Origin of the sequence: Desulfomicrobium norvegicum (genome assembly GCF_900114595.1) — a bacterium.
GTDB classification, from domain to species: Bacteria; Desulfobacterota; Desulfovibrionia; order Desulfovibrionales; family Desulfomicrobiaceae; genus Desulfomicrobium; species Desulfomicrobium macestii.
The window spans coordinates 151,502-172,633 of the sequence record NZ_FOTO01000005.1 but is presented as its reverse complement, the minus strand read 5'-3'; the positions used below and the strand labels follow the sequence as shown (position 1 = coordinate 172,633).

At 59.4% G+C, this 21,132-nt stretch carries 21 protein-coding genes; 4 read left to right on the top strand and 17 right to left on the bottom strand.

The window, feature by feature from the left end:
• Positions 1 to 55: 55 nt before the first annotated feature.
• From lysA to xerD, 12 genes are all read right to left on the bottom strand, one after another.
• A complete protein-coding gene (lysA, locus tag BMZ24_RS09770) occupies positions 56 to 1,327 on the bottom strand; it encodes a diaminopimelate decarboxylase (RefSeq protein WP_092191742.1) in 1,272 nt (423 codons plus the stop codon).
• Positions 1,328 to 1,347: 20 nt separating this feature from the next.
• A complete protein-coding gene (locus tag BMZ24_RS09765; protein WP_092191740.1) occupies positions 1,348 to 1,764 on the bottom strand; it encodes a hypothetical protein in 417 nt (138 codons plus the stop codon).
• A complete protein-coding gene (gene mutS / locus BMZ24_RS09760) occupies positions 1,761 to 4,379 on the bottom strand; it encodes a DNA mismatch repair protein MutS (RefSeq protein ID WP_092191738.1) in 2,619 nt (872 codons plus the stop codon). The genes BMZ24_RS09765 and mutS overlap by 4 nt, the downstream gene beginning before the upstream one ends.
• On the bottom strand, positions 4,376 to 5,470 hold the full coding sequence (locus tag BMZ24_RS09755; RefSeq protein ID WP_143077869.1) for a tetratricopeptide repeat protein: 1,095 nt from the start codon (positions 5,468 to 5,470) through the stop codon (positions 4,376 to 4,378). Before BMZ24_RS09755 ends, mutS begins: the two co-directional genes overlap by 4 nt.
• A gap of 54 nt (positions 5,471 to 5,524) precedes the next feature.
• Positions 5,525 to 6,544, bottom strand: coding sequence for an SDR family oxidoreductase (locus BMZ24_RS09750; protein ID WP_092191734.1), 1,020 nt, complete (start codon positions 6,542 to 6,544; stop codon positions 5,525 to 5,527).
• 93 nt (positions 6,545 to 6,637) lie between these two features.
• Complete coding sequence (locus BMZ24_RS09745) at positions 6,638 to 6,985, bottom strand: LapA family protein (RefSeq protein WP_092191732.1); 348 nt, start codon at positions 6,983 to 6,985, stop codon at positions 6,638 to 6,640.
• Positions 6,986 to 6,996: 11 nt separating this feature from the next.
• Positions 6,997 to 7,485 carry an HIT family protein gene (locus tag BMZ24_RS09740; protein ID WP_092191730.1) on the bottom strand — a complete coding sequence of 163 codons (489 nt, stop codon included), beginning with the start codon at positions 7,483 to 7,485 and terminating at the stop codon, positions 6,997 to 6,999.
• 2 nt (positions 7,486 to 7,487) lie between these two features.
• The gene (locus BMZ24_RS09735) at positions 7,488 to 8,228 is read right to left on the bottom strand and encodes an amino acid ABC transporter ATP-binding protein (protein ID WP_092191728.1); all 741 of its coding nucleotides are present in this window, start codon (positions 8,226 to 8,228) and stop codon (positions 7,488 to 7,490) included.
• Positions 8,215 to 9,021 carry an amino acid ABC transporter permease gene (locus tag BMZ24_RS09730; RefSeq protein WP_092191726.1) on the bottom strand — a complete coding sequence of 269 codons (807 nt, stop codon included), beginning with the start codon at positions 9,019 to 9,021 and terminating at the stop codon, positions 8,215 to 8,217. Before BMZ24_RS09730 ends, BMZ24_RS09735 begins: the two co-directional genes overlap by 14 nt.
• 64 nt (positions 9,022 to 9,085) lie before the next feature.
• Positions 9,086 to 9,826: a basic amino acid ABC transporter substrate-binding protein gene (locus BMZ24_RS09725; protein WP_092191724.1), complete on the bottom strand. Its 741-nt coding sequence runs from the start codon at positions 9,824 to 9,826 to the stop codon at positions 9,086 to 9,088.
• Between the two features lie 93 nt (positions 9,827 to 9,919).
• Positions 9,920 to 12,592: a CBS domain-containing protein gene (locus BMZ24_RS09720; protein ID WP_092191722.1), complete on the bottom strand. Its 2,673-nt coding sequence runs from the start codon at positions 12,590 to 12,592 to the stop codon at positions 9,920 to 9,922.
• A gap of 1 nt (position 12,593) precedes the next feature.
• Positions 12,594 to 13,472, bottom strand: a complete 879-nt coding sequence (gene xerD / locus BMZ24_RS09715) for a site-specific tyrosine recombinase XerD (RefSeq protein ID WP_092191720.1) — start codon at positions 13,470 to 13,472, stop codon at positions 12,594 to 12,596.
• 62 nt (positions 13,473 to 13,534) lie between these two features.
• Between xerD and folK the strand changes: the two genes are divergently transcribed.
• From folK to BMZ24_RS09695, 4 genes are all read left to right on the top strand, one after another.
• Positions 13,535 to 14,065, top strand: coding sequence for a 2-amino-4-hydroxy-6-hydroxymethyldihydropteridine diphosphokinase (gene folK / locus BMZ24_RS09710; RefSeq protein ID WP_092191718.1), 531 nt, complete (start codon positions 13,535 to 13,537; stop codon positions 14,063 to 14,065).
• Positions 14,065 to 14,316, top strand: a complete 252-nt coding sequence (locus BMZ24_RS09705; RefSeq protein WP_092191716.1) for a transcriptional regulator — start codon at positions 14,065 to 14,067, stop codon at positions 14,314 to 14,316. Before folK ends, BMZ24_RS09705 begins: the two co-directional genes overlap by 1 nt.
• 167 nt (positions 14,317 to 14,483) lie before the next feature.
• Positions 14,484 to 15,131 (top strand): fructose-6-phosphate aldolase, encoded by a 648-nt coding sequence (gene fsa / locus BMZ24_RS09700; RefSeq protein WP_092191714.1) that lies wholly within the window; start codon positions 14,484 to 14,486, stop codon positions 15,129 to 15,131.
• Between the two features lie 401 nt (positions 15,132 to 15,532).
• Positions 15,533 to 16,048: a hypothetical protein gene (locus tag BMZ24_RS09695; protein ID WP_092191712.1), complete on the top strand. Its 516-nt coding sequence runs from the start codon at positions 15,533 to 15,535 to the stop codon at positions 16,046 to 16,048.
• Here the strand turns inward: BMZ24_RS09695 and BMZ24_RS09690 are convergent.
• From BMZ24_RS09690 to BMZ24_RS09670, 5 genes are all read right to left on the bottom strand, one after another.
• On the bottom strand, positions 16,017 to 17,195 hold the full coding sequence (locus BMZ24_RS09690; protein WP_161949111.1) for an HD domain-containing phosphohydrolase: 1,179 nt from the start codon (positions 17,193 to 17,195) through the stop codon (positions 16,017 to 16,019). The two genes, BMZ24_RS09695 and BMZ24_RS09690, sit on opposite strands and share 32 nt — an antisense overlap.
• Positions 17,192 to 19,054 carry a DNA topoisomerase 3 gene (locus BMZ24_RS09685; RefSeq protein ID WP_092191708.1) on the bottom strand — a complete coding sequence of 621 codons (1,863 nt, stop codon included), beginning with the start codon at positions 19,052 to 19,054 and terminating at the stop codon, positions 17,192 to 17,194. The genes BMZ24_RS09690 and BMZ24_RS09685 overlap by 4 nt, the downstream gene beginning before the upstream one ends.
• Before the next feature lie 126 nt (positions 19,055 to 19,180).
• Positions 19,181 to 20,086: an AAA family ATPase gene (locus tag BMZ24_RS09680; protein ID WP_092191706.1), complete on the bottom strand. Its 906-nt coding sequence runs from the start codon at positions 20,084 to 20,086 to the stop codon at positions 19,181 to 19,183.
• A gap of 21 nt (positions 20,087 to 20,107) precedes the next feature.
• Positions 20,108 to 20,497, bottom strand: coding sequence for a hypothetical protein (locus tag BMZ24_RS09675; protein WP_092191704.1), 390 nt, complete (start codon positions 20,495 to 20,497; stop codon positions 20,108 to 20,110).
• A gap of 13 nt (positions 20,498 to 20,510) precedes the next feature.
• Positions 20,511 to 20,960 carry a PilZ domain-containing protein gene (locus BMZ24_RS09670; RefSeq protein ID WP_092191702.1) on the bottom strand — a complete coding sequence of 150 codons (450 nt, stop codon included), beginning with the start codon at positions 20,958 to 20,960 and terminating at the stop codon, positions 20,511 to 20,513.
• Positions 20,961 to 21,132 lie beyond the last annotated feature (172 nt).

The window sequence follows — 21,132 nt, the reverse complement described above, 5'->3', positions numbered from 1 at the left end:
AAAATCCCCCCGGCCGCCTGAAGCTGCCGGGGGGATTTTCATTCAAGCCGCAAGGCTATTTCTTCAGTCGGCCGATGCACGCCAGCCCATCCTCTTCCAACGCCACAAGGTCGTTGTAGACCTCGCGCTTGCGGACAACCACGTGCTTGTCGCCCTCGACCATGATCTCGGCGGCGCGAGCCCTGGAATTGTACTGCGAGGACATGACGAACCCGTAGGCTCCGGCCGAGAAGGCGGCCAGCAGATCGCCCTGGCCGACCTTGGGGAAGGTGCGGTTCTTGGCCAGAAAATCGCCGGATTCGCAGATGGGGCCGACCACGTCGGCGGTCATTTCCTCGCCGTTTCCTTCACGCACCGAAGCAATGCGGTGGTAGGAACCGTACAGGGAGGGACGAACCAGGTCGTTCATGGCCGCGTCGACGATGACGAATGTCTTGTCTTCGTTGGTCTTGGTGTACTGCACTTCGGTCACGAGGATGCCGGTGTTTCCGGCGATGACACGGCCGGGCTCGAGGATGAGGGTCACGTCCAGATCCTTCAAAGAGTCGACCAGGGCCTTGCCAAGCTCCTCGGGGTGCGGCGGGGTTTCCTCGTTGTAGGTGATGCCAAGGCCGCCTCCTAAGTCCATGTACTTGATCTTGATGCCCATCTCCAGCAACTGGCCATGAAATTCCTTGAGCTTGTCCAGCGCTTCCATGAAGGGGGAAAGCTGGGTCAGCTGGGAGCCGATGTGGCAATCCATGCCGATGGGTTCGACATTGGGCAGGCTCTTGGCCAGGGCGTATGCTTTAAGGGCGTCGGGGCGGGACAGGCCGAACTTGTTTTCCTTGAGGCCGGTGGAGACGTAGGGGTGGGTCTTGGGGTCCACGTCGGGGTTGATGCGCAGGCTGACACGCGCGACCTTGTCCAGCCCGGCGGCCACTTCGTTGATGCGCTCAAGCTCCTGCACGGACTCCACGTTGAACATGAGGATGTCTGCGAAGAGGGCTTCCTGGATCTCGACGACCTTCTTGCCCACACCCGAATAGACGATCTTCTTCGGGTCCACTCCGGCCCTGAGCGCCCGGAAAAGCTCGCCTCCGGAGACGATGTCCGTGCCCGCGCCTTCCTGGGCCAGAATCTTGAGGAAGCTCAGGTTGGAGTTGGCCTTGACCGAGTAGCAGGTCAGGTGGTCGATGCCCTCGAAGGCGGAATCGAAGGCCTTGTAGTGGCGCTTTAAAGTCGTCGCGGAATAGATGTAGAGCGGAGTGCCGTATTCATAGACCAGATCGGCCACGGCGATGTCCTCGGCGTGAAGTTGACCATTCCTGTATTGAAAATAGTGCATGTATGTTCTCCTTTGGGGGATTAGGGGGCGGATGGGGTCAGGGTGATGATTTCGGACAGCGCCGGGGAGATGATCTGGTGCGTGTTGTCCGCCTTGAGGCGGATGCGCAGGGTCTGGCCCGGCAGTGGTTCGCAGATGGTGAAGATGTAGCTGTTTTCCTGGCGGTACACCCCGGAGCTGTAGGGGTAGTATTTGCGTACGAAGGACGGAGTGAACGGACAGGTGGGACAGCCGTCCTGCTCGATCTCGACCATGAAATATTCAAGGTTGACCAGCCGTCCGCCCAGCTTGGCATTGATCAGCACGCAGCCCTCTTCCATGCGGGCCTCCATGTGATTGATCTGGATCATCTCATCGCTGACGATGGGCTGCGGCCATTCCTTTTTGCCGCAGGCGGCGAGCATGAGAACAAGAAACAGGAAAAGAGTGCGTTTCATGACAATCCTGCCATTGCTTTCCACTGGTGGAGCAGGGTGAGTGCGTCCAGGGGCGAAAGCTCGTTGACGTTGAGTTGTTTCAGGGCCTTCAGAACCTCGTGTTCCTCGGGTGGCTTTTGCGGGACCGCCGCCTTGGTCAGACCGGGCAGGGAGACCTGTCGACTGATGAAGTCGTTGCGCTTGGCCCCGCCGGGAGCGTGTCGCTCCAGCACCGCCAGGATTTCCTTGGCCCGGGTCACGACCGAGGCCGGGACGCCTGCCAGCCGGGCAACCTCGATGCCGTAGCTGCGGTCTGCGGGCCCCGGGACCATGCGGCGCAAAAAGACGATGTCGCCCTTCCATTCCTTGATGGCGATATTGTAATTGCGCACCCCGGGCAAGCGTTCCTCAAGGACGGTCAGCTCGTGGTAATGCGTCGCGAAAAGGGTGCGGATTCCGCCCTGACGCCGGGCCAGTTCCTCGGCCACGGCCCAGGCCAGGGACAGACCGTCGAAAGTGCTCGTGCCCCGTCCGATCTCATCCAGGATGACCAGGGAGCGCTTGCCCGCCTGCCGCAGGATGCGTGCCGTCTCCGTCATTTCGACCATGAAGGTCGATTGGCCCATGGCCAGGTTGTCCGATGCGCCGACCCGGGAAAAAATGCGGTCGCAAAGTCCAAGCCGGGCCTTGGCGGCGGGAACGAACCCGCCCATCTGGGCCAGGATGCAGATGAGCGCCACCTGACGCAGCACCGTCGATTTACCGGCCATGTTCGGTCCGGTGATGAGCAGCACCCGGCCCGAGTCGTCCAGGGTCAGGTCGTTGGGAATGTAGCCCGAGCGGCCCTGCACCGCCTCGACCACAGGATGTCGTCCGCCCTTGATGGCGATTTCAAGCCCGTCGTGCAGCTCGGGCCTGCTCCATTCCCATTTGCGCGCGGCATGGGCGAGCCCCTGGGCGCAATCAAGCTCGGCCAGGATTTTGGCCATGTGCATGAAACGGGAGCGGTGCCCGGCCACTTCCTCGCGCAGGGCGAGAAAAAGCTGGTATTCGTAGGTCTTACGCCGATCAGAGGCGCTCAGGAGCTTCTCCTCCAGGAGTTTAAGCTCCTCGGTGATGTAGCGCTCGGCGTTGACCAGGGTCTGGCGGCGTATGAAGTGGGCAGGTGGTTCGGCCGCGACGGCCCGGCTCAGTTCGAAATAGTATCCGAAGACCTTGGTGTACCCGAGCTTGAGCTTGGGGATGTCGCAGGCCGTGCGCTCGCGTTCGAGCATGTCCGCCAAGGCCGTCTCGCCGTGATCGGTCAGGTCCATGAGCTCGTCGAGGGCCGCGTCATAGCCCGGCCTGAAGAGCCCCCCTTCGGTGATGACCGGCGGCAGGGAATCGGCCAGCGCGCGGGCCAGCAGGCCGTGCACGTCGTCCAGATCATCCCAGTCGCGCAGCAGTGCGCCAAGCCTTGGCGGCGGAGATTCGAGTTCAAGCAGGGTCTGATGCAGGCGCGGCAGCACGCCCAGCGACGCCTTGAGCGCGGCGAAATCCTTGGGTGTCGAGCGGTTGACGACAATGCGCGTGCACAGGCGCTCCAAATCGTAGACCTTGTCCAGCGCCCGGCGCAGATCCTCGCGGATCATATCGCCGTCGTGCAGATAGGCGACCAGCTCCTGCACGGGCAGGATGCTTCCGAGATCCTTGAAGGGCTGGTGCATTCTGGTTTCCAGCAGCCTGCCGCCCATGGGAGTCTGGGTCTGGTCCAGTACCTGCCAGAGGGTGCCGCGCCCCTTGCTTCCGTCCATGGTTCTGAAAAGCTCCAGATTGCGCTCGGTGACCTCGTCCAGAAGCAGGGTGGCGGAGAGATCCAGAGGGGTGAAGGGCGCAAGATGGCTCAGGTCGCGCTTCTGGGTCAGCTCCAGATAGGTCAGCAGCGCGCCGCAACAGCGGATCAGGGCGGGCTTGTCGTCAAGGTCGAGGGTCTGCAGGGTTGGGACGGCCTGCGCGCGCAGGATCTTGTCCCGGGCCCCGCGCTCGTCGAAATAGGATTTTTGCGGATAGCGCGAAAGCTTGGCCTGCCACTGCTCAAGTCCCTTGGGCAGGGCCTGGGTTTCGGTCAGGAGCAGCTCGCGCGGGTTCATCTTGGCCAGCCACTGCCAGAGCACGGCCTCGCTTTTGGTCTGGATGCCCGACCAGGCCCCGGTGGAAAAATCGACCCAGGCCAGCCCGCCGCCCAGGTCGGCTTCCCAGTACAGGGCGCCCAGAAAATTGTGGCCCTTGGCGTCGAGGTTCATGTCCTCGACCACGGTGCCAGGGGTCAGCACCCGGGTCACTTCGCGCTTGACCAGTCCCTTGGCTTGCTTGGGGTCCTCGACCTGATCGCACAGGGCCACCTTGTAGCCCTTGTCCAACAGCTGGCGCAGATATTCGTCGATGGCGTGATGCGGCATCCCGCACATGGGCACGGGGTTTTCCGCGCCGGGGTTGCGGCTGGTGAGCGTGATCTGCAGCTCCCGGGCCGCGATTTCGGCGTCCTCGAAGAAGAGTTCGAAAAAATCTCCCATGCGGAAAAACACGAGGGTGCCCGGATATTCTCCCTTGACCCGCAGGTACTGCTCCATCATGGGCGTGACCTTGACCGTGTTCATGACGCTTCGTCGCTCAGGAGCTGGCGGATGGTTATGGAGTGCCAGGACATGCACTTGGGACAGCAGAAGAAGATCTGGCCGCGTTTCAATCCGCAGCGGGCGCAAACAAAGCGTTTCGCCTCGCGTGCGCGGCGCAGCAGGAATTCCAGCTGAAATTCGAACACCGGAGTCATCTGCTGCTCGGGCAGGGACATGGTCAGAAGCTCCAGGCGGGCGGGCCAGAAGGCCGGACTCATGAGCAGGGTTTTCTCCTGCCAGGTCTTGGCCTCCTCGACGCGGCCGTGGGCGCGCAGCAGGCATCCGGCGTAATGCAGCGGGGCAAGTTCCGGAGGGTGCCTGTCAATGACGGCCAGCAAGGCGTCCAGATGCGCCGCGGGCAGGATGGCCTTCACCGGCACGCCCGAATCCTCGTAGTCGAGCAGGGGATCGAGCAGCACGAAGCCCAGATGCGTGCCGACCGATCCCAGTCCCTGATCGAGCAGCGCGATGACATCGTCCCAGGATTCGCGGCTGATCTGAAACATGATCCCTTCCAGCCAGGCCTCGGGAGAGGCGGGATAGATCTCCCGGGCTTCCGCCAACAGGCCCTGGTCAGCGGCCTCGGTTCCGGTCGTGGCGGCCCGGACCAGGTAATGCGCAGCCTGCAGGTCGAGTCCCATTTTCCTGTATTGGCGGCTGGCGGCCAGAAAATCCCCTCCCTTGGCATGCAGAAGGGCCAGCTCCAGCTCCAGGGCGGGATTGTCGCCGCCGATATCGCGACACTTGTGCAGGGCCTCCTGGGCGCGGTCGAGGATGCCCGCCCGGGAATAGTCGCGGCCGAGCTCGAAATAGATCCGGGACTGATCCTCGCGGCCGAGATCCGCGCGTTGCAGAAGGGAGCTGCGCATTTGAATGGCCCGGTCAAGCTCCCCGCGCATGCGGTAGAGGTTGCCCAGTGCCGAGCAGATCTCGATCGCTCCATGATGGTTGCGCATGGCCCGCGAAAGGTCGTCGATGGCGGCCAGGGCGTCCAGGGCCGGATTGGGCGGCACGGGCGAAAAGAGGTCGGTGTGATCGTCGCGCAGTCCCAAAAGGGACCTTAGCCATTGCATTTGTTTGCCCCCAACATTTTATTGCAGTCCAACTCGCTGTAATTTTTCAATCAATCAGCCCAGGTGCCGGGCGTACCACTCTCCGGCCCGGGCCAGTCCGTCGCGGACGCCAAAGGCAGGGTCGTAGCCGAGCAGCCTGCGGCTCCTGGAAATATCCGCCAGGGAATGGCGCACATCCCCGGCCCGGAAATCCCGGTGGGAGGGCTGCGCTTCGGCGCAGGCCGGCTTGAACTTGGCGGCCTCGTCGCGGATGAGATAAAAAAGCTCGCCAAGGGTGGTGCGCTGGCCAAAGGCGACGTTGAATACGCTTCCGGCCACTTCAGGAGCCGTGGCGCATGCTGCCAGGATGTTGGCCTGCACGCAATTGTCGATGAAGCAGAAGTCGCGGCTCGTTTCGCCGTCGCCGTTGATCCACACGGTCTCTTGGCGCAGCAGACCCGCGAACCATTTGGGGATGACCGCCGCGTAGGCGCCCTCGGGATCCTGCCGCTTTCCAAAGACGTTGAAGTAGCGCAGACCCACGCTGTCCATGCCGTAGGTCCTTAAAAAAACATCGGCATAGAGCTCGTTGACGTACTTGGTCACGGCGTAGGGAGACAGCGGCTTGCCGATGGTCTCCTCGACCTTGGGCAGGCCGGGATGATCGCCATAGGTGGAGCTTGAGGCCGCATACACGAAGCGCGTGACCTTGCTGTCCTTGGCGGCGACGAGCATGTTCAGAAAGCCGGTCACGTTGTTGGCGTTGGTCAGCAGGGGATCGACGATGGAGCGGGGCACCGAGCCGAGCGCGGCCTGATGCAGGACGTAGTCCACGCCCCGGCAGGCTTCCATGCAGGCGGGCAGGTCCCGGATATCGCCTTCGATGAAGCGGAAGCGGGCCCACTGTTCGGGAGTCACGCTGCTTTGGACTTCGCCTAGATTGTGTCTGTGGCCGGTGGAAAAATTGTCCAGACCCGTGACCTGCTGATCGTGGCGCAGCAGGGTTTCCAGCAGATTGGAACCGATGAATCCGGCAACGCCGGTGATGAGCCAGTGGCGCTTGGATTCAAGGGCGGTGAGTATTTTGTTATGCATGAGCTACCCGGTATGAGGAAAAAAATTGCGTCCCGAAGGGATGATCCTTGGGACGCACGACAGCAGAGTGGACGACGGATCGTTCCAGATGTGCTAGTTCTGGATGTTTTCGGTGGATTCCGTGGTGGTGTACTCATCCATGGTCTTGGGACGCAGGGACGCGACTTCACGTTCCAGGGCGTCCACTTCCTTCTTGTACTGGCGGCACTGCTTGGACAGGCGGATTTTTTCCAGGAAGAAATAGAACGTGCAGAGCAGGGAACCGATCACGAAAGCCATGAGGATGATCAGGTAGAAGGGCACTGCCTCAGTCTGGTAGTGCCAGCCGAAAACCTTGAGCTCCAGCGCCAGTTCCTGAATCAGGATCTCATGGTTCTGGACAAAGAAGAGCATGGAGAAAAAGAAAAGGGCTACCAGGCCCAGCACTTTGAGATATCGCATCCGTATCACCTCTACCGTTGAAGGTTGTTGAAAAAGGGCTTCAAGCGCTTGTATGTCGAGCGCAAATGCTCGGGCAGAACGCTTGTTTCCGACATGACGGCCATGAAGGAGTGGTCTCCGTTCCAGCGCGGCACAAGGTGCACATGAAGATGCTCCTTGATCCCGGCGCCGGCCGCCTCGCCGATGTTCACGCCGATGTTGATTCCGTGCGGATTGAAAGCCTGCTCTAAGATAAAAGAGCACTTTTGTACATAGTCCATGATCTCATGACTTTCCCTCGTGTCGAGCTCGGTGATGTTGCTGACGTGCCGATACGGGGTGACCATGAGGTGCCCGCTGGAGTAGGGAAAGATGTTCATGATGACGAAACAGTTCTCGGCGCGGTGCAGTACGAAGCGTTCCTCGTCGCCGTCCGTGGATTCGGGCAGGCAGAAGACGCAGCTGTCGGGCTTTGGGCCGAGAATGTAGTTGATGCGCCATGGCGCGTGCAGTGTTTTCATGTCTAAAGGATCTGGCTCAGGAATTTTTTGGTGCGCGGATGTTCGGGGCTGGTGAAGAAATGCTCCGGAGTTCCGGTCTCGACGATCTGGCCGTGATCCATGAAAATGACCCGGTCCGCCACTTCGCGGGCAAAACCCATCTCGTGGGTCACTACGACCATGGTCATGCCCTCCCTGGCCAGGGTGACCATGACGTCCAGGACCTCGCCGATCATTTCGGGGTCCAGGGCGGAGGTCGGTTCGTCGAAGAGCATGATCTTGGGGTTCATGGCCAGCGCCCGGGCAATGGCCACGCGCTGCTGCTGCCCGCCGGAAAGCATGGCTGGATAAACCTCGGCCTTCTCCCGGATGCCGACTTTGTCGAGCAGCGCGAGAGCCCGTTTCTTGGCCTCAAGCTCCGGCACTTTTTTCAGCTTCATGGGTGCCATGGTCAGGTTGCCAAGCACCGTCTTGTGCGGAAACAGGTTGAAGCTCTGGAAAACCATGCCCAGCTCCTGGCGGATCAGGTTGATATCGTTATCCTTGGCGTTGATATCCTGTCCGTCGACCACGATGCTTCCGCTGTCAATGGTTTCCAGGCGGTTGATGGAACGCAGCAGGGTGGACTTTCCCGATCCGCTGGGACCGATGATGACCACCTTTTCTCCGGAATTGATGGACAGGCTGACGTCGTTTAATGCCTGCAACTGGCCAAAGAACTTGTAGACGTTCTTGATTTCGATGATGGGCCTAGTCCCGTTCATAATAATTCAACCTCTGCTCCATTTTACTGACGGCCTTGGACAAGAAGAGCGTGATGACCAGATAGACCAGGGCCACCATGGTGTAAGCCTCGAAGTACAGAAAGGATTCGCTGGCGAATTCCCGGCCTCGGCGCAACAGGTCCGACACGGCCAGAATGGAGACCAGGGAGCTGTCTTTCAAAAGAGCGATGAACTCGTTGCCCACCGGCGGCAGGATGGTCCGCCAGGCCTGAGGCAGGACTACGTACATCATGGTCTGGAGACGATTGAAACCCAGGGATCTGGCAGCTTCGGCCTGTCCCTTGTCGATGGAGTCGATGCCCGCCCTGAATACTTCGCCCATGTAGGCGCCGTAACAGATGCCCATGGCGAGCACAGCCGCGGCCATGGGCGGAAGATCCTTGAAGAGCTCAAGCCGTCCCAGGGCGAAATAGATGTAGAACAGCTGCACCAGCAGCGGGATTCCTCGGATGACTTCCACGTAGGTCGAGGCGATCAGGTTCAGGACCTTGTTGCGGGACAGCCGGCCAAGACCTGTAATGAGCCCAAGCACAAGGGAGAGCATGATGGACAGGAACGTGACCTGGAAGGTGACCAGGACGCCGTCGGGAAGAAATTGCAGAATCCGCCAGTATGGCTCGGGCTGTGTCACGCACAGATAGATGATGATGCCGATGGCGCCAAAAAAGGTGAGCCACCAAGCGTTGAAGAGGCCCGAGTCCTTTTTCAGGGGGATGGCCGCGCCGTCGCCGATGTCGATCTTGACAGCTTTTTTGGAAAATTGTGGGTTCATGACTGGCCTTGTCGTAATCGCTGAAAAAAAAAGGAAAACCGGGGCGTTTGCCCCGGTCATGACATTATTTGGCTCCGAACCATTTTGCGTAGATCTTGTCGTACTCGCCGCTGGCCTTGATGGCGGCCAGGGAGGAGTTGATCAGATCGACGATTTCCTTGTTGCCCTTGTTTACGGCAAAACCCAGGTATTCCGGGGATTCGGGGGCGATCAGAAAGGCCAGGGTCAGCTTCTGGGAATACTGCTCATGCTGCAGTGCGTAGTTGGAGGCGACGGCGTCGTCGGCGATGACGGCATCGATACGGCCGTTGTAGAGATCTTCCACGGCCAGGCCGATTTCGTCATAGGACTTGGCGGTGGCGCCTTCGATCTTCTTGCACAGAAAGTAGCCGGTGGTGCCCATCTGGGAGGCAACGGTCTTGCCGGCAAGGTCGGCAACGGAGGCGATGCCCGAGCCCTTGGGCACGATGACGCCCTGCTTCACTTCAAAATAGGGATCGGAAAAATCCATGTTCTGCTTGCGCTCGTCGGTGATGGAGACCGAGGAGGCGATGGCGTCGTACTTGCCGGAAGCAAGTCCCGCGAAGATGCCGTCCCATGCGGTGTTCTTGAGAATCGGGTTGAATCCGCCGGCCTTGCCCATGGCAACGACGACCTCGGGACCAAAACCGACGATGTTCTTGTCGGCGTCGATCATTTCCATCGGCGGATAGGTGGCATCCACCGCAAAAACGACATCCTTGGCCAGGGCATTTCCGGCCATGAGAAAAAGAGCCAGCAAAACAAGTGCAATCCGTGTACGCATACGTCCTCCAAAGCTGGTAAAATGATGATTTCCCGAAAAATTGTCCGACAGACCAAAATGACATAAAATCGTTAAAGAATTGCCCCGCTTTGGTCAAGAAACGGCTTTGGGCTCCTGCCCCTGGAGTGACGCGGCCATGCGCCTGGCGTACTTCAGTTGATCTTCACGGGTGCGCACTTCCCCGTTCAGGACGGCCCGCTTCACCGCACGCAGAATGTTCGCGAATCTGGGACCCGGTTCCAGACCCATTTTCTTGATATCGGATCCGGTGACCAGGATGCCCACGTCCTGCAAATGAGTCAGGTAGTGGGAGACGGCTTTTTTAAGCTCCAGCTTGCGCTGCTTGGCCATGGTGTACAGGAGGCCCTCCAGGGACAGGGGGGAGAGGATGTCGTACAGGTCGGCCGCGGACCCCTCGTTCTTTCCCCACTGCGCCAGCTGCATGGCCACATAGCGCAGCTGGCGACGGGTGGACTCCACCAGTTCGATCCGCTTGGGCGGGAACCTGAGCCGCGAGGTCAGGGCCTGGACCTGATGCGTGTCGAAGCCCGACACCAGCCCGAGAAAATAGACGATCCAGATGTCCGGGGCCTCCTCGCGGAAGAGCAGCTTGTACCAGGTGATGACCCGCTCGATCTCTTCCAGCAGGGCTTCCTTGGTCTGCGGGAAATGGAGCAGGGGGTGGATCTCCTGCAAAAGGCCCAGGTCACGCATACGGATGAAGGCGTCCAGCGGCGCGCTGTCCTCGGCCAAAAGGCGCAGTTCGTGCCGGATGCGCGCTCCGGAGAGCTTCTGGAATATGTTCAGGCGCACGGCGTTTTTGATGAGCCGCTCGGTCTGTCCGCCGATCTTGAACTGGAAACGCTGCTCGAATCGGATGGCGCGGATGATCCGCGTCGGGTCTTCCACGAAGGACAGGGAATGCAGGACCCGTATGATCCCGTCCTTGATGTCCTGCTGACCGCCAAAAAAATCCACCAGGCGCCCGAAGTGGGGCGGGCAGAGGTGGATGGCCAGGGTGTTGATGGAAAAATCGCGGCGGTACAGGTCCATCTTCAGCGACGAGAGTTCGACGATGGGCAGGGCGGCCGGATACTCGTAGTATTCGAGGCGGGCCGTGGCTACGTCGATCTTCTGGCCGCCGGGCAGGATGAGCACCGCGGTGCGGAATTTCAAATGCGGCCGTACCCGCGCCCCGAGCTTGCGCCCGAGATCCTGGGCGAAGGCGATGCCGTCGCCTTCGACCACGAGGTCGATGTCGTCGTTGGGGATGCCGAGCAACATGTCGCGCACGAATCCGCCCACGGCGTAGACCGCTACATCAAGCTCCTGTCCGGTCTGCCCGGCAAGCTGAAGCAGGGAGACGATGTCCTTGGGCAGGCGCTCCAGCAATATCTGGCGGATGTTCTTCTCCTGGCGCTTGTCCGAAAGCAGGGACTCGGGGATGCGGGCCGGCTCCTGGACCATGAGATTGATCAGGTCCGTGCGCGTGATGACCCCGACCAGTTCCTGTCCGCGCAGCACAGGGACGAGGCGCTGGCGATGCCCCAGGATGATCTCCATGACCTGGTAGAGGTCCTGGTCCTCGGTCACGAAATGAAAATCCTCGAGCATGTACTCCGTGACCCGCTCGTCTCCAAGGCCGTGCCCGACGGCCTTTTCGGCCACGCTGTTCTCGATGATGCCGCAGACCTGGTCGCCGTATTCGACCACGGGCAGGGCTTTTAGCCCGTAGCGGATCATGACCTCCGCCGCCTGGACCACACTCTGGGTGGCCTTTATGCGGACCACGGGCGAGGACATGAAATCCCTGACCACCATCTGGGGATTTATGAGCGAGTAGAGCAGTGCGAAAAGCTCATCCTTTACCTGAGAAATGGTGCGATCCTTGATGGAGGCCGACGCCGCGTAGGCGTGGCCGCCGCCGCCGAAAGACGAACAGACCACGCCCACATCCACTTCCTGAACCTTGCTGCGGGCCACGAGCTGGATGCGGTCGCCCATGTGGCCGATGGCAAAGAGCACGCGGATGTTCTCCATGTCCATGAGCTTGTGGGTGAGCAGGGCGAAATCTCCGACATACGTGTCCAGCACGACCTCGGCGATGACGATGTCGACGCCGTTTATGGTGTGGGTGGTGGCGGAGTCGATGAGCTCGGACAGGATGGCGACCTGCTCCGTGGACAGTTCGCGGCTCATGATGTCGCGGATGACGTCAAGGTCCATGCCCATGGTCCGAAGCCAGGCCGCGGCTTCGAAATCGTGTTCGGTGGTGGACTTGAAAGTGAACCCGCCCGTGTCCTCGAAGATGCCAAGGCCCATGATCGTGGCTTCGTCGGGACTGACCGTCAGGGCTTTATCCTTGAGTTTCGCGACGATAATGGACGTGGTCGCCCCCCAGGCCTCATAGATGTCGAGGCTCGCATCGAGCGCGTCATCGGTGGCCGGATGGTGGTCGTAGAGATGGATCTGAAGGTCCGGCAAGGCAAAAAGGGGCTCAACGTGCGCAAGCCGCGAGCGTTGCCTGGTGTCCACGACCACCAGAAGTCGCACCGCATTCAAATCAAGATCTTTCAGGCTCTTGAAATTGAAGAGATACATGGCGCTCTGGATGAAATAATCCTTGAGCGAACTTTCCTGGGTGCCCGGGAAGACCAGAGCGGCGCCTGGATAGAGCTTGCTGACCGCGATCATGGCGGCCAGGGCGTCGAAATCCGCGTTGGCGTGGCAGGTGATGACCGTGTTGAAAGGGGTTTCGGGGGTCATTTCAGGACCGGGGGTGAAATTTGCGGTGCAGGGCGGCCATGCGGGCGGACTGCACGTGGGTGTAGATTTCCGTGGCCATGATGTCGCTGTGGCCGAGCAGGATCTGCAGGGTGCGCAGATCGGCACCGCCTTCGAGCAGGTGCGTTGCAAAGGAGTGGCGCAGGGTGTGCGGCGAAACCGGACGGTTTATCCCGGCCTCCAGAGCGTAGCGGCTCAAAAGCTTCCACACGCCCTGACGGGAAAGCCCCAGGCCCGAACGATTGAGAAATATGGTGTCGGTCTTGGGACCGAAAAGAGGGCGCCAGTGCTGCAGGTACGAGAGCAGCAGGCTGACCGCGGACTCGTGCAGGGGCACATAGCGCTCCTTGCTGCCCTTGCCGAGGACGCGCAGCAGCCCGGCCTGGGGGTCGAAGTCGGGGATCGCAAGAGAGACCAGTTCGGACACGCGCAGCCCGCAGGCATAGAGCAGCTCAAGCATGGTCCGGTCCCGAAAACCCAGGCGGACGTTCATGACAGGGCGGTTCAAAAGGGCGGTGACCTCTTCCCGGGACAGGACTTCGGGCAGCTTGCGGACCAGCTTGGGGCTGTCCAGCAGGGCGGCGGGACTGGAATCAAGCAGGCGCTCCTGCACCATAAAATCGAAAAACCCGCGCAAACTTGAGAGGTTGCGGGCCATCGACGTGTTCTTGAGCCCTTTTCGCCGCAGATGCACCATATAAAGGAAGAGGGTGTGTTCATCGACCTTGTCGAGGGTGCCGCCAAGATCGGTGAGAAATTCCCGGAAGAAAAGCAGATCCGAACCATACGCTTCGACGGTTTTTTCGGCCAAGCCGCGAATGACGGTCAGGTGCTGGAGGTAAGCGTCGATTTCTTCGTGCATTCCCGGCAAGGTACATCTGGCCCCTTGCCTGCACAAGCTGAAAAAGGTAGCTTTTTCAACCAATGACCAAACCAAGCGCCTCTCACGCATATCTCGGCCTGGGGTCCAACATGGGGGACCCGGTGGCCAATGTCCATCAAGCCGTCAAAGCCCTGCATGATGCCCCCGGTCTTGAGGTGGACGCCGTGTCCCCGATTTTCCGGACGGAGCCGCAGGGGATGCGCGACCAGGACTGGTTTGCCAACTGCGTGACGCGTATTTTCGTCCGCGCCCCGTATTCCCCCGAAGAACTGCTCGACGTCCTGGCCGACATCGAATCGCGCATGGGCCGAATTCGCACGACTCACTGGGGGCCACGGATCATCGATATCGACCTCCTTCTCTACGGTGACGTGGAGTGGGATTCGCCACGCCTGCAGATTCCTCATCCGCGAATGCTCGAAAGGGCGTTCGTGCTCGTTCCGCTCATGCACCTGGCTCCGGAAATCCGCATCCGGGACCTTTGTCCATCACAGTGGCTGTCCCGGCTTCCGTATCGCCTTGATGGCGATCGGATTCTGCAGGCCACAAACGCCATTCCCCGAGGTGAATAATGCTTAAATTTGTCATTCTGGCTGCCGTGTGCTTCATCCTTTACAAACTCGTGACCAATGACAAGAAGAAGAAGGTCGAGGTCAAAAACAAGCAGGAAGAGAAGCTGGCCAAGGAAGGCGTGCTGGTCAAGGATCCCATCTGCGGAACCTACGTTTCCAAGGATTCGGACATCCGCATCAAGGAAGGTGAAGAGGTACGCTGTTTCTGCAGTTATGAATGCCGGGACAAATATCTGAAAATGATCGACTAGCTGGCTGTTGAATAAATCCAAATTCTCAGGCCTTTGAAAAAGGCGAGCTGCTGCGCCAGGGAAAAAATCCAGTCCGCTCATGTATGCGCAATCCGCTGCGCGTCCTGGATTATTTGGCTTCCATGCATCTCACCATTTCTTGAACGGTCTGCCAGGGGGAGGTAAGCATGCAATTCTTCATTGATACCGCTAACTTGACCGAGATCAAGGCTGCCATGGAAATGGGGCTCGTGGATGGAGTGACCACCAACCCTTCGCTCATGAGCAAGGAAGCCGATGACTGGCGCGACATCGCCGGACAGATTTGCAAGCTGGTACCGGGGCCTGTCAGCCTTGAGGTCATCGCGCTCGATGCCGAGGGCATGGTCCGTGAAGCCAAGGAGCTGATGCAGTTCGGACCCAATGTCGTGGTCAAGGTGCCCATGACGGCCGAAGGCCTCAAAGCTGTGCGCATCTTGAAATCCAAGGACATTGAGACCAACGTTACCCTGGTTTTCTCCGCCGCCCAGGCCTTGCTTGCGGCCAAGGCGGGTGCGGCCTACGTCAGCCCGTTCCTGGGACGCCTCGATGATGTCGGACAGGACGGCATGGAACTGGTGCACCAGATTATGGGCATCTACGCCAATTACGGCTTTTCAACCCGCATCATCGCGGCCAGCATACGCAGCCCCTTGCATGTCCTGGACGCGGCCATGGCGGGAGCCCACATCGCCACGGTGCCGTTCAAGATCCTGAAGCAACTCATTGACCATCCCTTGACGGACAAGGGCATTGCCGCGTTTCTCAAGGACTGGGAGAAGAAAGCCGGGAAATGAGGCCGGGTGTTGGCCTTGTGGACTTGATGAACTGAAATGGACTTTGCGGAGTGCTGCGGAGTTGATGGACTGGCAAGGACTGGGACGGACAGGCATGGACTGATGGACCCGGGACATGCCCAACTAAGATATCTTGATCGACCGGATCGGCGCGGAAACGCCGGTCCGTTTTTTTTGGTGTGCGTCTTCGCAGGTGATCCATTCGGTTTATTCCGGTCCATCAAGCCTATTGGAGCGCTCCCAAACCACTCCGCGCATCCACTTTCTTTTGTCTCATAATGAAAATTATGTTAACTTTAAGAAAACCAAGGTTGAGCAATGTCAGGCCATTGCCTATGTCGCTTCTCTTTTGTTATGAAGTTGAACCGTGACTTGATGAATCCACAACACGAGGTCTTCCCATGAAATGCGCTCCGACCCTCTTGATCGTCTTGACTGTGTTGTTTGTCGCCTTGCCCGTGTGGGCCGAGACCCAGGACAATTCAACCCCCGGCATCGCACGGCCCGTGCAGGAACAACAGCCCAAGACCATACCGGCGGCCGACATCCCGAAGGATGACTCGTCGGGCAAATTCCCCCTGGACATCCAGAGTCGGGGCTCCGACCAAAGCGGCACCCTGCTTTCGTACAAGCTCAAGGAAGAGGTCATCGCCAGCAAGCTTTTTGAACTCAAAGTCTCGAACAAGAAGAAATTCGTCCTCAACGTGCTTACCCAGGCCGAATTTCCGGATCGCCCGGGCATAGCCTCTCAGTATTCAATTGTTCTGGTATATCAAGAAGATGCGGGAACTCTGGCCTATTATCTGAACCATTATCAGGGCCAGGTTCACACCGAGGGGGTCACGGCGGAGATGCAGAAAATTCTGGAATGGACGTACTCCAATCTCAAGCGGTATCATTACCTTCTTGAGGAATGACGCTCAGCTTTCGCACGAAAAAAGGTTCCCGGACCTGGCCATGGCGTGCCGACTGGCGCAGAAAGACAATGGTCGTGCGGGACAACTCGTATCCTTCCGGAACCATGACGACTTCAACGGCGTCCCGGGTGCCGATGACGGCCCTGGACAGCACCATTCCCGGCGCCAGACTGTCCAGACCGATCTCGACCTCGTCCTGATCAAGCGCCATAAGCACCGTTTCCAAGGCCTTGACCTGGGCCTTGGAATAGATGCTGCCGCGACGCATGCGGTCCAGAATACCGGGAGTCTCAAGCCGCGCATAGCCGCCCAGGCGATATTCCATGACCATGGCCAGAAGCGTGCCTTCAGTGGATATGACCGGCCGCTCCAAAGGTTCCGCCGTCTTGGGCAGCAAAGTCAGATGCAAGGCATTGGCGTAATCCCGGAGAACATCCGCGACTTCCGTCAATTGCGGCAGGTGCCTGACCCATTCCACGGCATGTTCCGGATGGCCCGCGAGCGCCAGCAGCTCATCGTCACTGAGTGATCCGCCCTGGACTATTTTCTCCAGCAAGGCCGGCGGCAGGACGATAAGCCCGATGATCGAAAGCAGAAGCGCGGTCTCGGTGACCGTGGGTCTCGGATTGCCCGCCTTCTGCCCAAGGTCTCGGAGCAGGGGCAGCAAAGGGCTGATGACCCCGCGCACGTCGGCACGCAGCCAGCAGACAAGCTCATGCACGGCTTTGGCGAAGATGGCATGGACCTCCTGCATGTTTCCGATCGAAGCCGATATGCGCTTGTATCGGTTGACGCCTTCCTGGACGACTGCGATCAGCGCCTCATCCTCGCAGGATGCGGACAGCACGTGATGGACCTTGCCCTCGTTGATCGCCCGCACCAGATTCGCGACGTCCATGGGAGTGCGGCTCATGAGCACGCGAGCGCTCTCCGGACTCAATCTTCCGACCTCGGCCAGAAAATCGACACCGTCCATCTCCGGCATGGAAAATTCGGCCATGACCAGCGCATACGGCCCCTCTTCCCTGATCCGCTGCAGGCCGCTGCGTGGTCCAAGGGCGATGTGAGCCTCGAAATTCCTGCGCAGCCTGCGCTGCATGACGGACAGGGCCTTGCCGTCCGAATCCACGATCAGAATGGAACTCATGGGTTCACCTCTTTGTTCGTCCGTCTGTCCGAAACCACCGGACACGCGGGCGGGCGTGCGTTGCTGCCCTTGACCCGGTTCACTCCGGTACTGACCATCTCCCGGACCTGATGCATGAAGACGCCATACGCATATCCGCCCTGCTCCATTTCCTTGAGTCTCTTTTCCCATTCGCCGGTCAGTTCGGGCGAAGCCACCTGCGGGATCATGGAGCAGACCACGTCCACCGCCCAGCAGCCAAGATCCGTAGCCACGAGACGCTTGCCGTCCTTGCCGATGTATTTCCTGGCGAGCAGGGTCTCGATGATCTGGGCGCGAGTGGCCGGAGTGCCGAGGCCGCGCTCTTTCATGGCGTCCCGGAGCTCCTCGTCGTCGATGAGCTTGCCCGCCGTTTCCATGGCCGCAAGAAGCGTGGCGTCGGTGAAATGCGCCGGAGGCTTGGTCTTGTGCGCGACCAACTCCAGGTTCTGGGCCGTGACGGCCGCCCCTTTGCGCAAATTCGGCAGGGGATTGTCCTCGGAGGCGCGCCAGGGTTCGGCTTCAAGCCAGCCCTTGTCATGGAATATCTTGCCCGTGGCCCGGTAGCGATGCCCTTCCACCCCGATCCACAGGGTCGAACCGGAAAAGGTGGCGTCATCCATGAAGGCCGCCGCGAAACGTCTGCAGATCATTTCGTAGATGGCCCACTCCTCCTTGCCCAGCGTGGCCGGGTTGGCGCGCAGGGCCGTGGGGATGATGGCGTGGTGATCCGAGACCTTCTTGTCGTTGACGCATTCGAATTTTTTCTTTCCGGCCTTGATGTTGGCGGCGGCCGCCTGGGAAATTTCAGGAAAATGGGCGTACACCGCGCGCATGTTGTCCAGGCATTCGGCGAAAAGCTCCCGGGTCAAATACCGTGAGTCCGTACGCGGATAGGTGATCAGCTTTCTCTTCTCGTAGAGATCCTGGGCGATGGAGAGCGTCTGCTGAGCCGAAAAACCAAGACGCGAGTTGGCTTCTTTTTGCAGATTGGTCAGGTCAAAAAGAAGCGGCGGCTTTTGCCTGCCCTTCTTCTTTTCCATTTCAAGGACCTCTCCATCCCTTCCGACGCAGGCCTGGACCACCGTCTGCCCTTCCTCCACCTGCCAAATCTTGGAATCCTTGAAATCCGGAGCCGCGAACCAGGTCGCCTTGAACGTCTCGGCCTGATGCGCGAATTCGCCTTCCACGGTCCAGTAATCCCGAGGCACGAAATTTTCGATCTCGCGCCTGCGTTCGACCAGCAGTTTGAGAACCGGCGTCTGAACCCGTCCGACGGTGATGAGGCTGCCCGCGCGCAGGGTGAAGAGTCGGGAAAAATTCATGCCCACCAGCCAGTCGGCCTCGGCCCGGGCAAAGGCGGCGTGTCCCAGATTTCTTTTTTCCTCTCCGCTGACCATGTTCGCGAAGGCCTTTTGCAGGCCTTTTTCGGTCATGTCGTTGGCCCAGAGGCGCTTTATCGGCTTGGTGCTCCCGGCCAGCAGATAGATGCGGCGGAAGATGAGTTCCCCCTCCCGCCCCGCGTCCGTGGCGTTGACCACGGCCTCGATGTCGTCATCGAGCAGAAATTTGCGGATGATCTCGTACTGCCTGGCCGTGGTCGGAAGGATTCCCAGCGTGAAGCGGGAAGGCAGCATGGGCAGTTGGCGCATGGACCAGCGCCCGGACCAGGCCTGGTTCTGCTCGGCGGGTTCGGCGATGTTGACCAGATGCCCCACGGCCCAGGTGACCACATGCTCCGGCCCTTGCAGAAATCCCTCCCCGCGTCCCTTGACGCCAAGGACACCGGCCAGTTCGCGGGCCACGGAGGGCTTTTCGGCTATGATCAAAGTTCTGGGCACATCAACCTCTTGGCCCGCAAAAGGGGGGAAACCCCGTGCGGCGATCCGGCAACAGGCCGGTTTTCATGAAGCAAAAATCCCTGCGCACGCGAATACGCAGGGATTTCAAATGCAATGCGGCACATCTCAGGCGAACAGTTCCGGACGTCCGGTGATCTTGCGCACCAGGTCACGGTAGTCCTGCGAACCGTGGGAACCCGGGGCGTATTCGAAAATTGTCTTGCCGTACGCCGGGGATTCCGAGAGCCGGACATTGTAGCGGATGGGCGTGCAGACATATTCCCCGTACAGGTCCTTGAGTTTTTCCAGGATGGCGTCGGGATTCTTGATGCGCTTGTCCAGAAATGTCGGCAGGATGTAGTTCAGGGTCACTTCGGTGCGATATTTCTGGATGGACGAAAGGCTCTTCAAGAATTCAACCAATCCTTGAAGTGTCATGACTTCAAGGGATACGGGGGTAATGAGTTCATAGACATAGAAAAGGACATTGACCGTCAGCGGATCCCATCCCGGCGAAGTGTCCACTATGACGAAATCATAATCCTTTTCAATGGGTTCCAGAGCCTCGACCAGGGTCAGCTCGCCGCCGAAATCCTTGCGGTCGATCATGCGCTTCACGCCTGCCAGGGCTCTTCCACCGGCCAGCAGCCATAAATTTTCCCGAGCCTGGACAATGGTTTCGGAGGCAGGCAACTCGCCCGTGACCAGTTCCGTCAGTCCGACCTGGGGCTTTTGCCCCAGCAGATAGGAAGCCTGTCCCTGGGTGTCCGTATCGACCAAAAGCACCTTGTACCCGGCCAGGGCCAGGCCGGCGGCCAAATTGACGGAGGTGGTGGTTTTGCCCACCCCGCCCTTGCTCAGGGTCACGCCGATCCTGCGCGGTCCGGGTTTTGGCGCTTGCTCTTCAGGGGCCGGTTCAAAAAGCGAAAATCGATGGCCGCAGGCCCTGCACTGCGCCACCGTGGCGCCCGCAGGGATCTTTGATTCATCGATGTTGTGCTCTTTCTTGCACTGCGGACAGATCACCTTCATTGACAGCCTCCTGCCGTTACTTCATTTTTTTTCGAGGATTCTCTTGATGATGGGGCTATCAACGCCCTTTTCCTCGATTTCCCTGAGCAGAGTATTGACCGCATAATTGACCAGATTGGATTTGGACGCCCTGCCTTTGGCTCCTTCGGGCAGCAACCGCTTCAGGATCACCTTGGCCTGGGTCAAGCCGTCGAACACGTCTTCGCGCAGATAATGGGTCGTCTTTTTTCTGCTCGCCCCGGCCTTGGACTTGAGCGGCAGGACTTTTTTTCCGGTCGCGGGGCGCGGAGCCGTCGGCGCCAGGCAGGCGTGAATCAGAGAATCGAGTTCTTCGAGGCCGGGCACGGCCGCAAGGTTCCTGTCTTCCCGAAAAAGTTCGCCGAGAATGTCGTGTTGCTCGCTTGTGCTCATCTGCTTTCCCGCTTCAGGAAGGTTTGGTGACGCTTGAAAGGACGGAACTCTTGATTTCGGAGACCACCCGCGTCATCCAGTCTATATAACCGGAATCATGGGTATTAATTATCTCCATGCCGCAAATGAGAGTCTCTCCTTCGTAAGGGGAGATATGCACGATGCGGACATCGACGTGAAACGAACGGTCGGGAAAGACGATCTGCACGTCGCTAAGAACACTGCCGATCACGAAAGCGTCGGGACTCGTCACGGAGAGCCCGATTCCGTACATGGACAGGTCCTTGACGGAGTGCTTCAGTCCGTCATGGTTCATGGTCACCAGCCCGTGAGGCACCGGCACGCGAAAAGATTTGCGCACGACCTTCTTGCCGTCGTTGTCGCAGGCAATGAGCAGACTGGAATCTTCCGCTGTCCGCTCAACTTTCGCGTCCTGATCGCCTTGTCCTACCTTGCTGTTCATGCAACACCTCCAAAGACCGTGGCTGGAAATTTATCCATGACCCGCTGCCGGACCGGAATATTCCGGGAGGCAACGATAGGCAATGCTGTATCATTGCCCTTGATTTTATTGAAAATCAATCCCTCGACGCAAACGCAAAAAAACATGAAAAGCCCGATTCGACGGTGAAGAA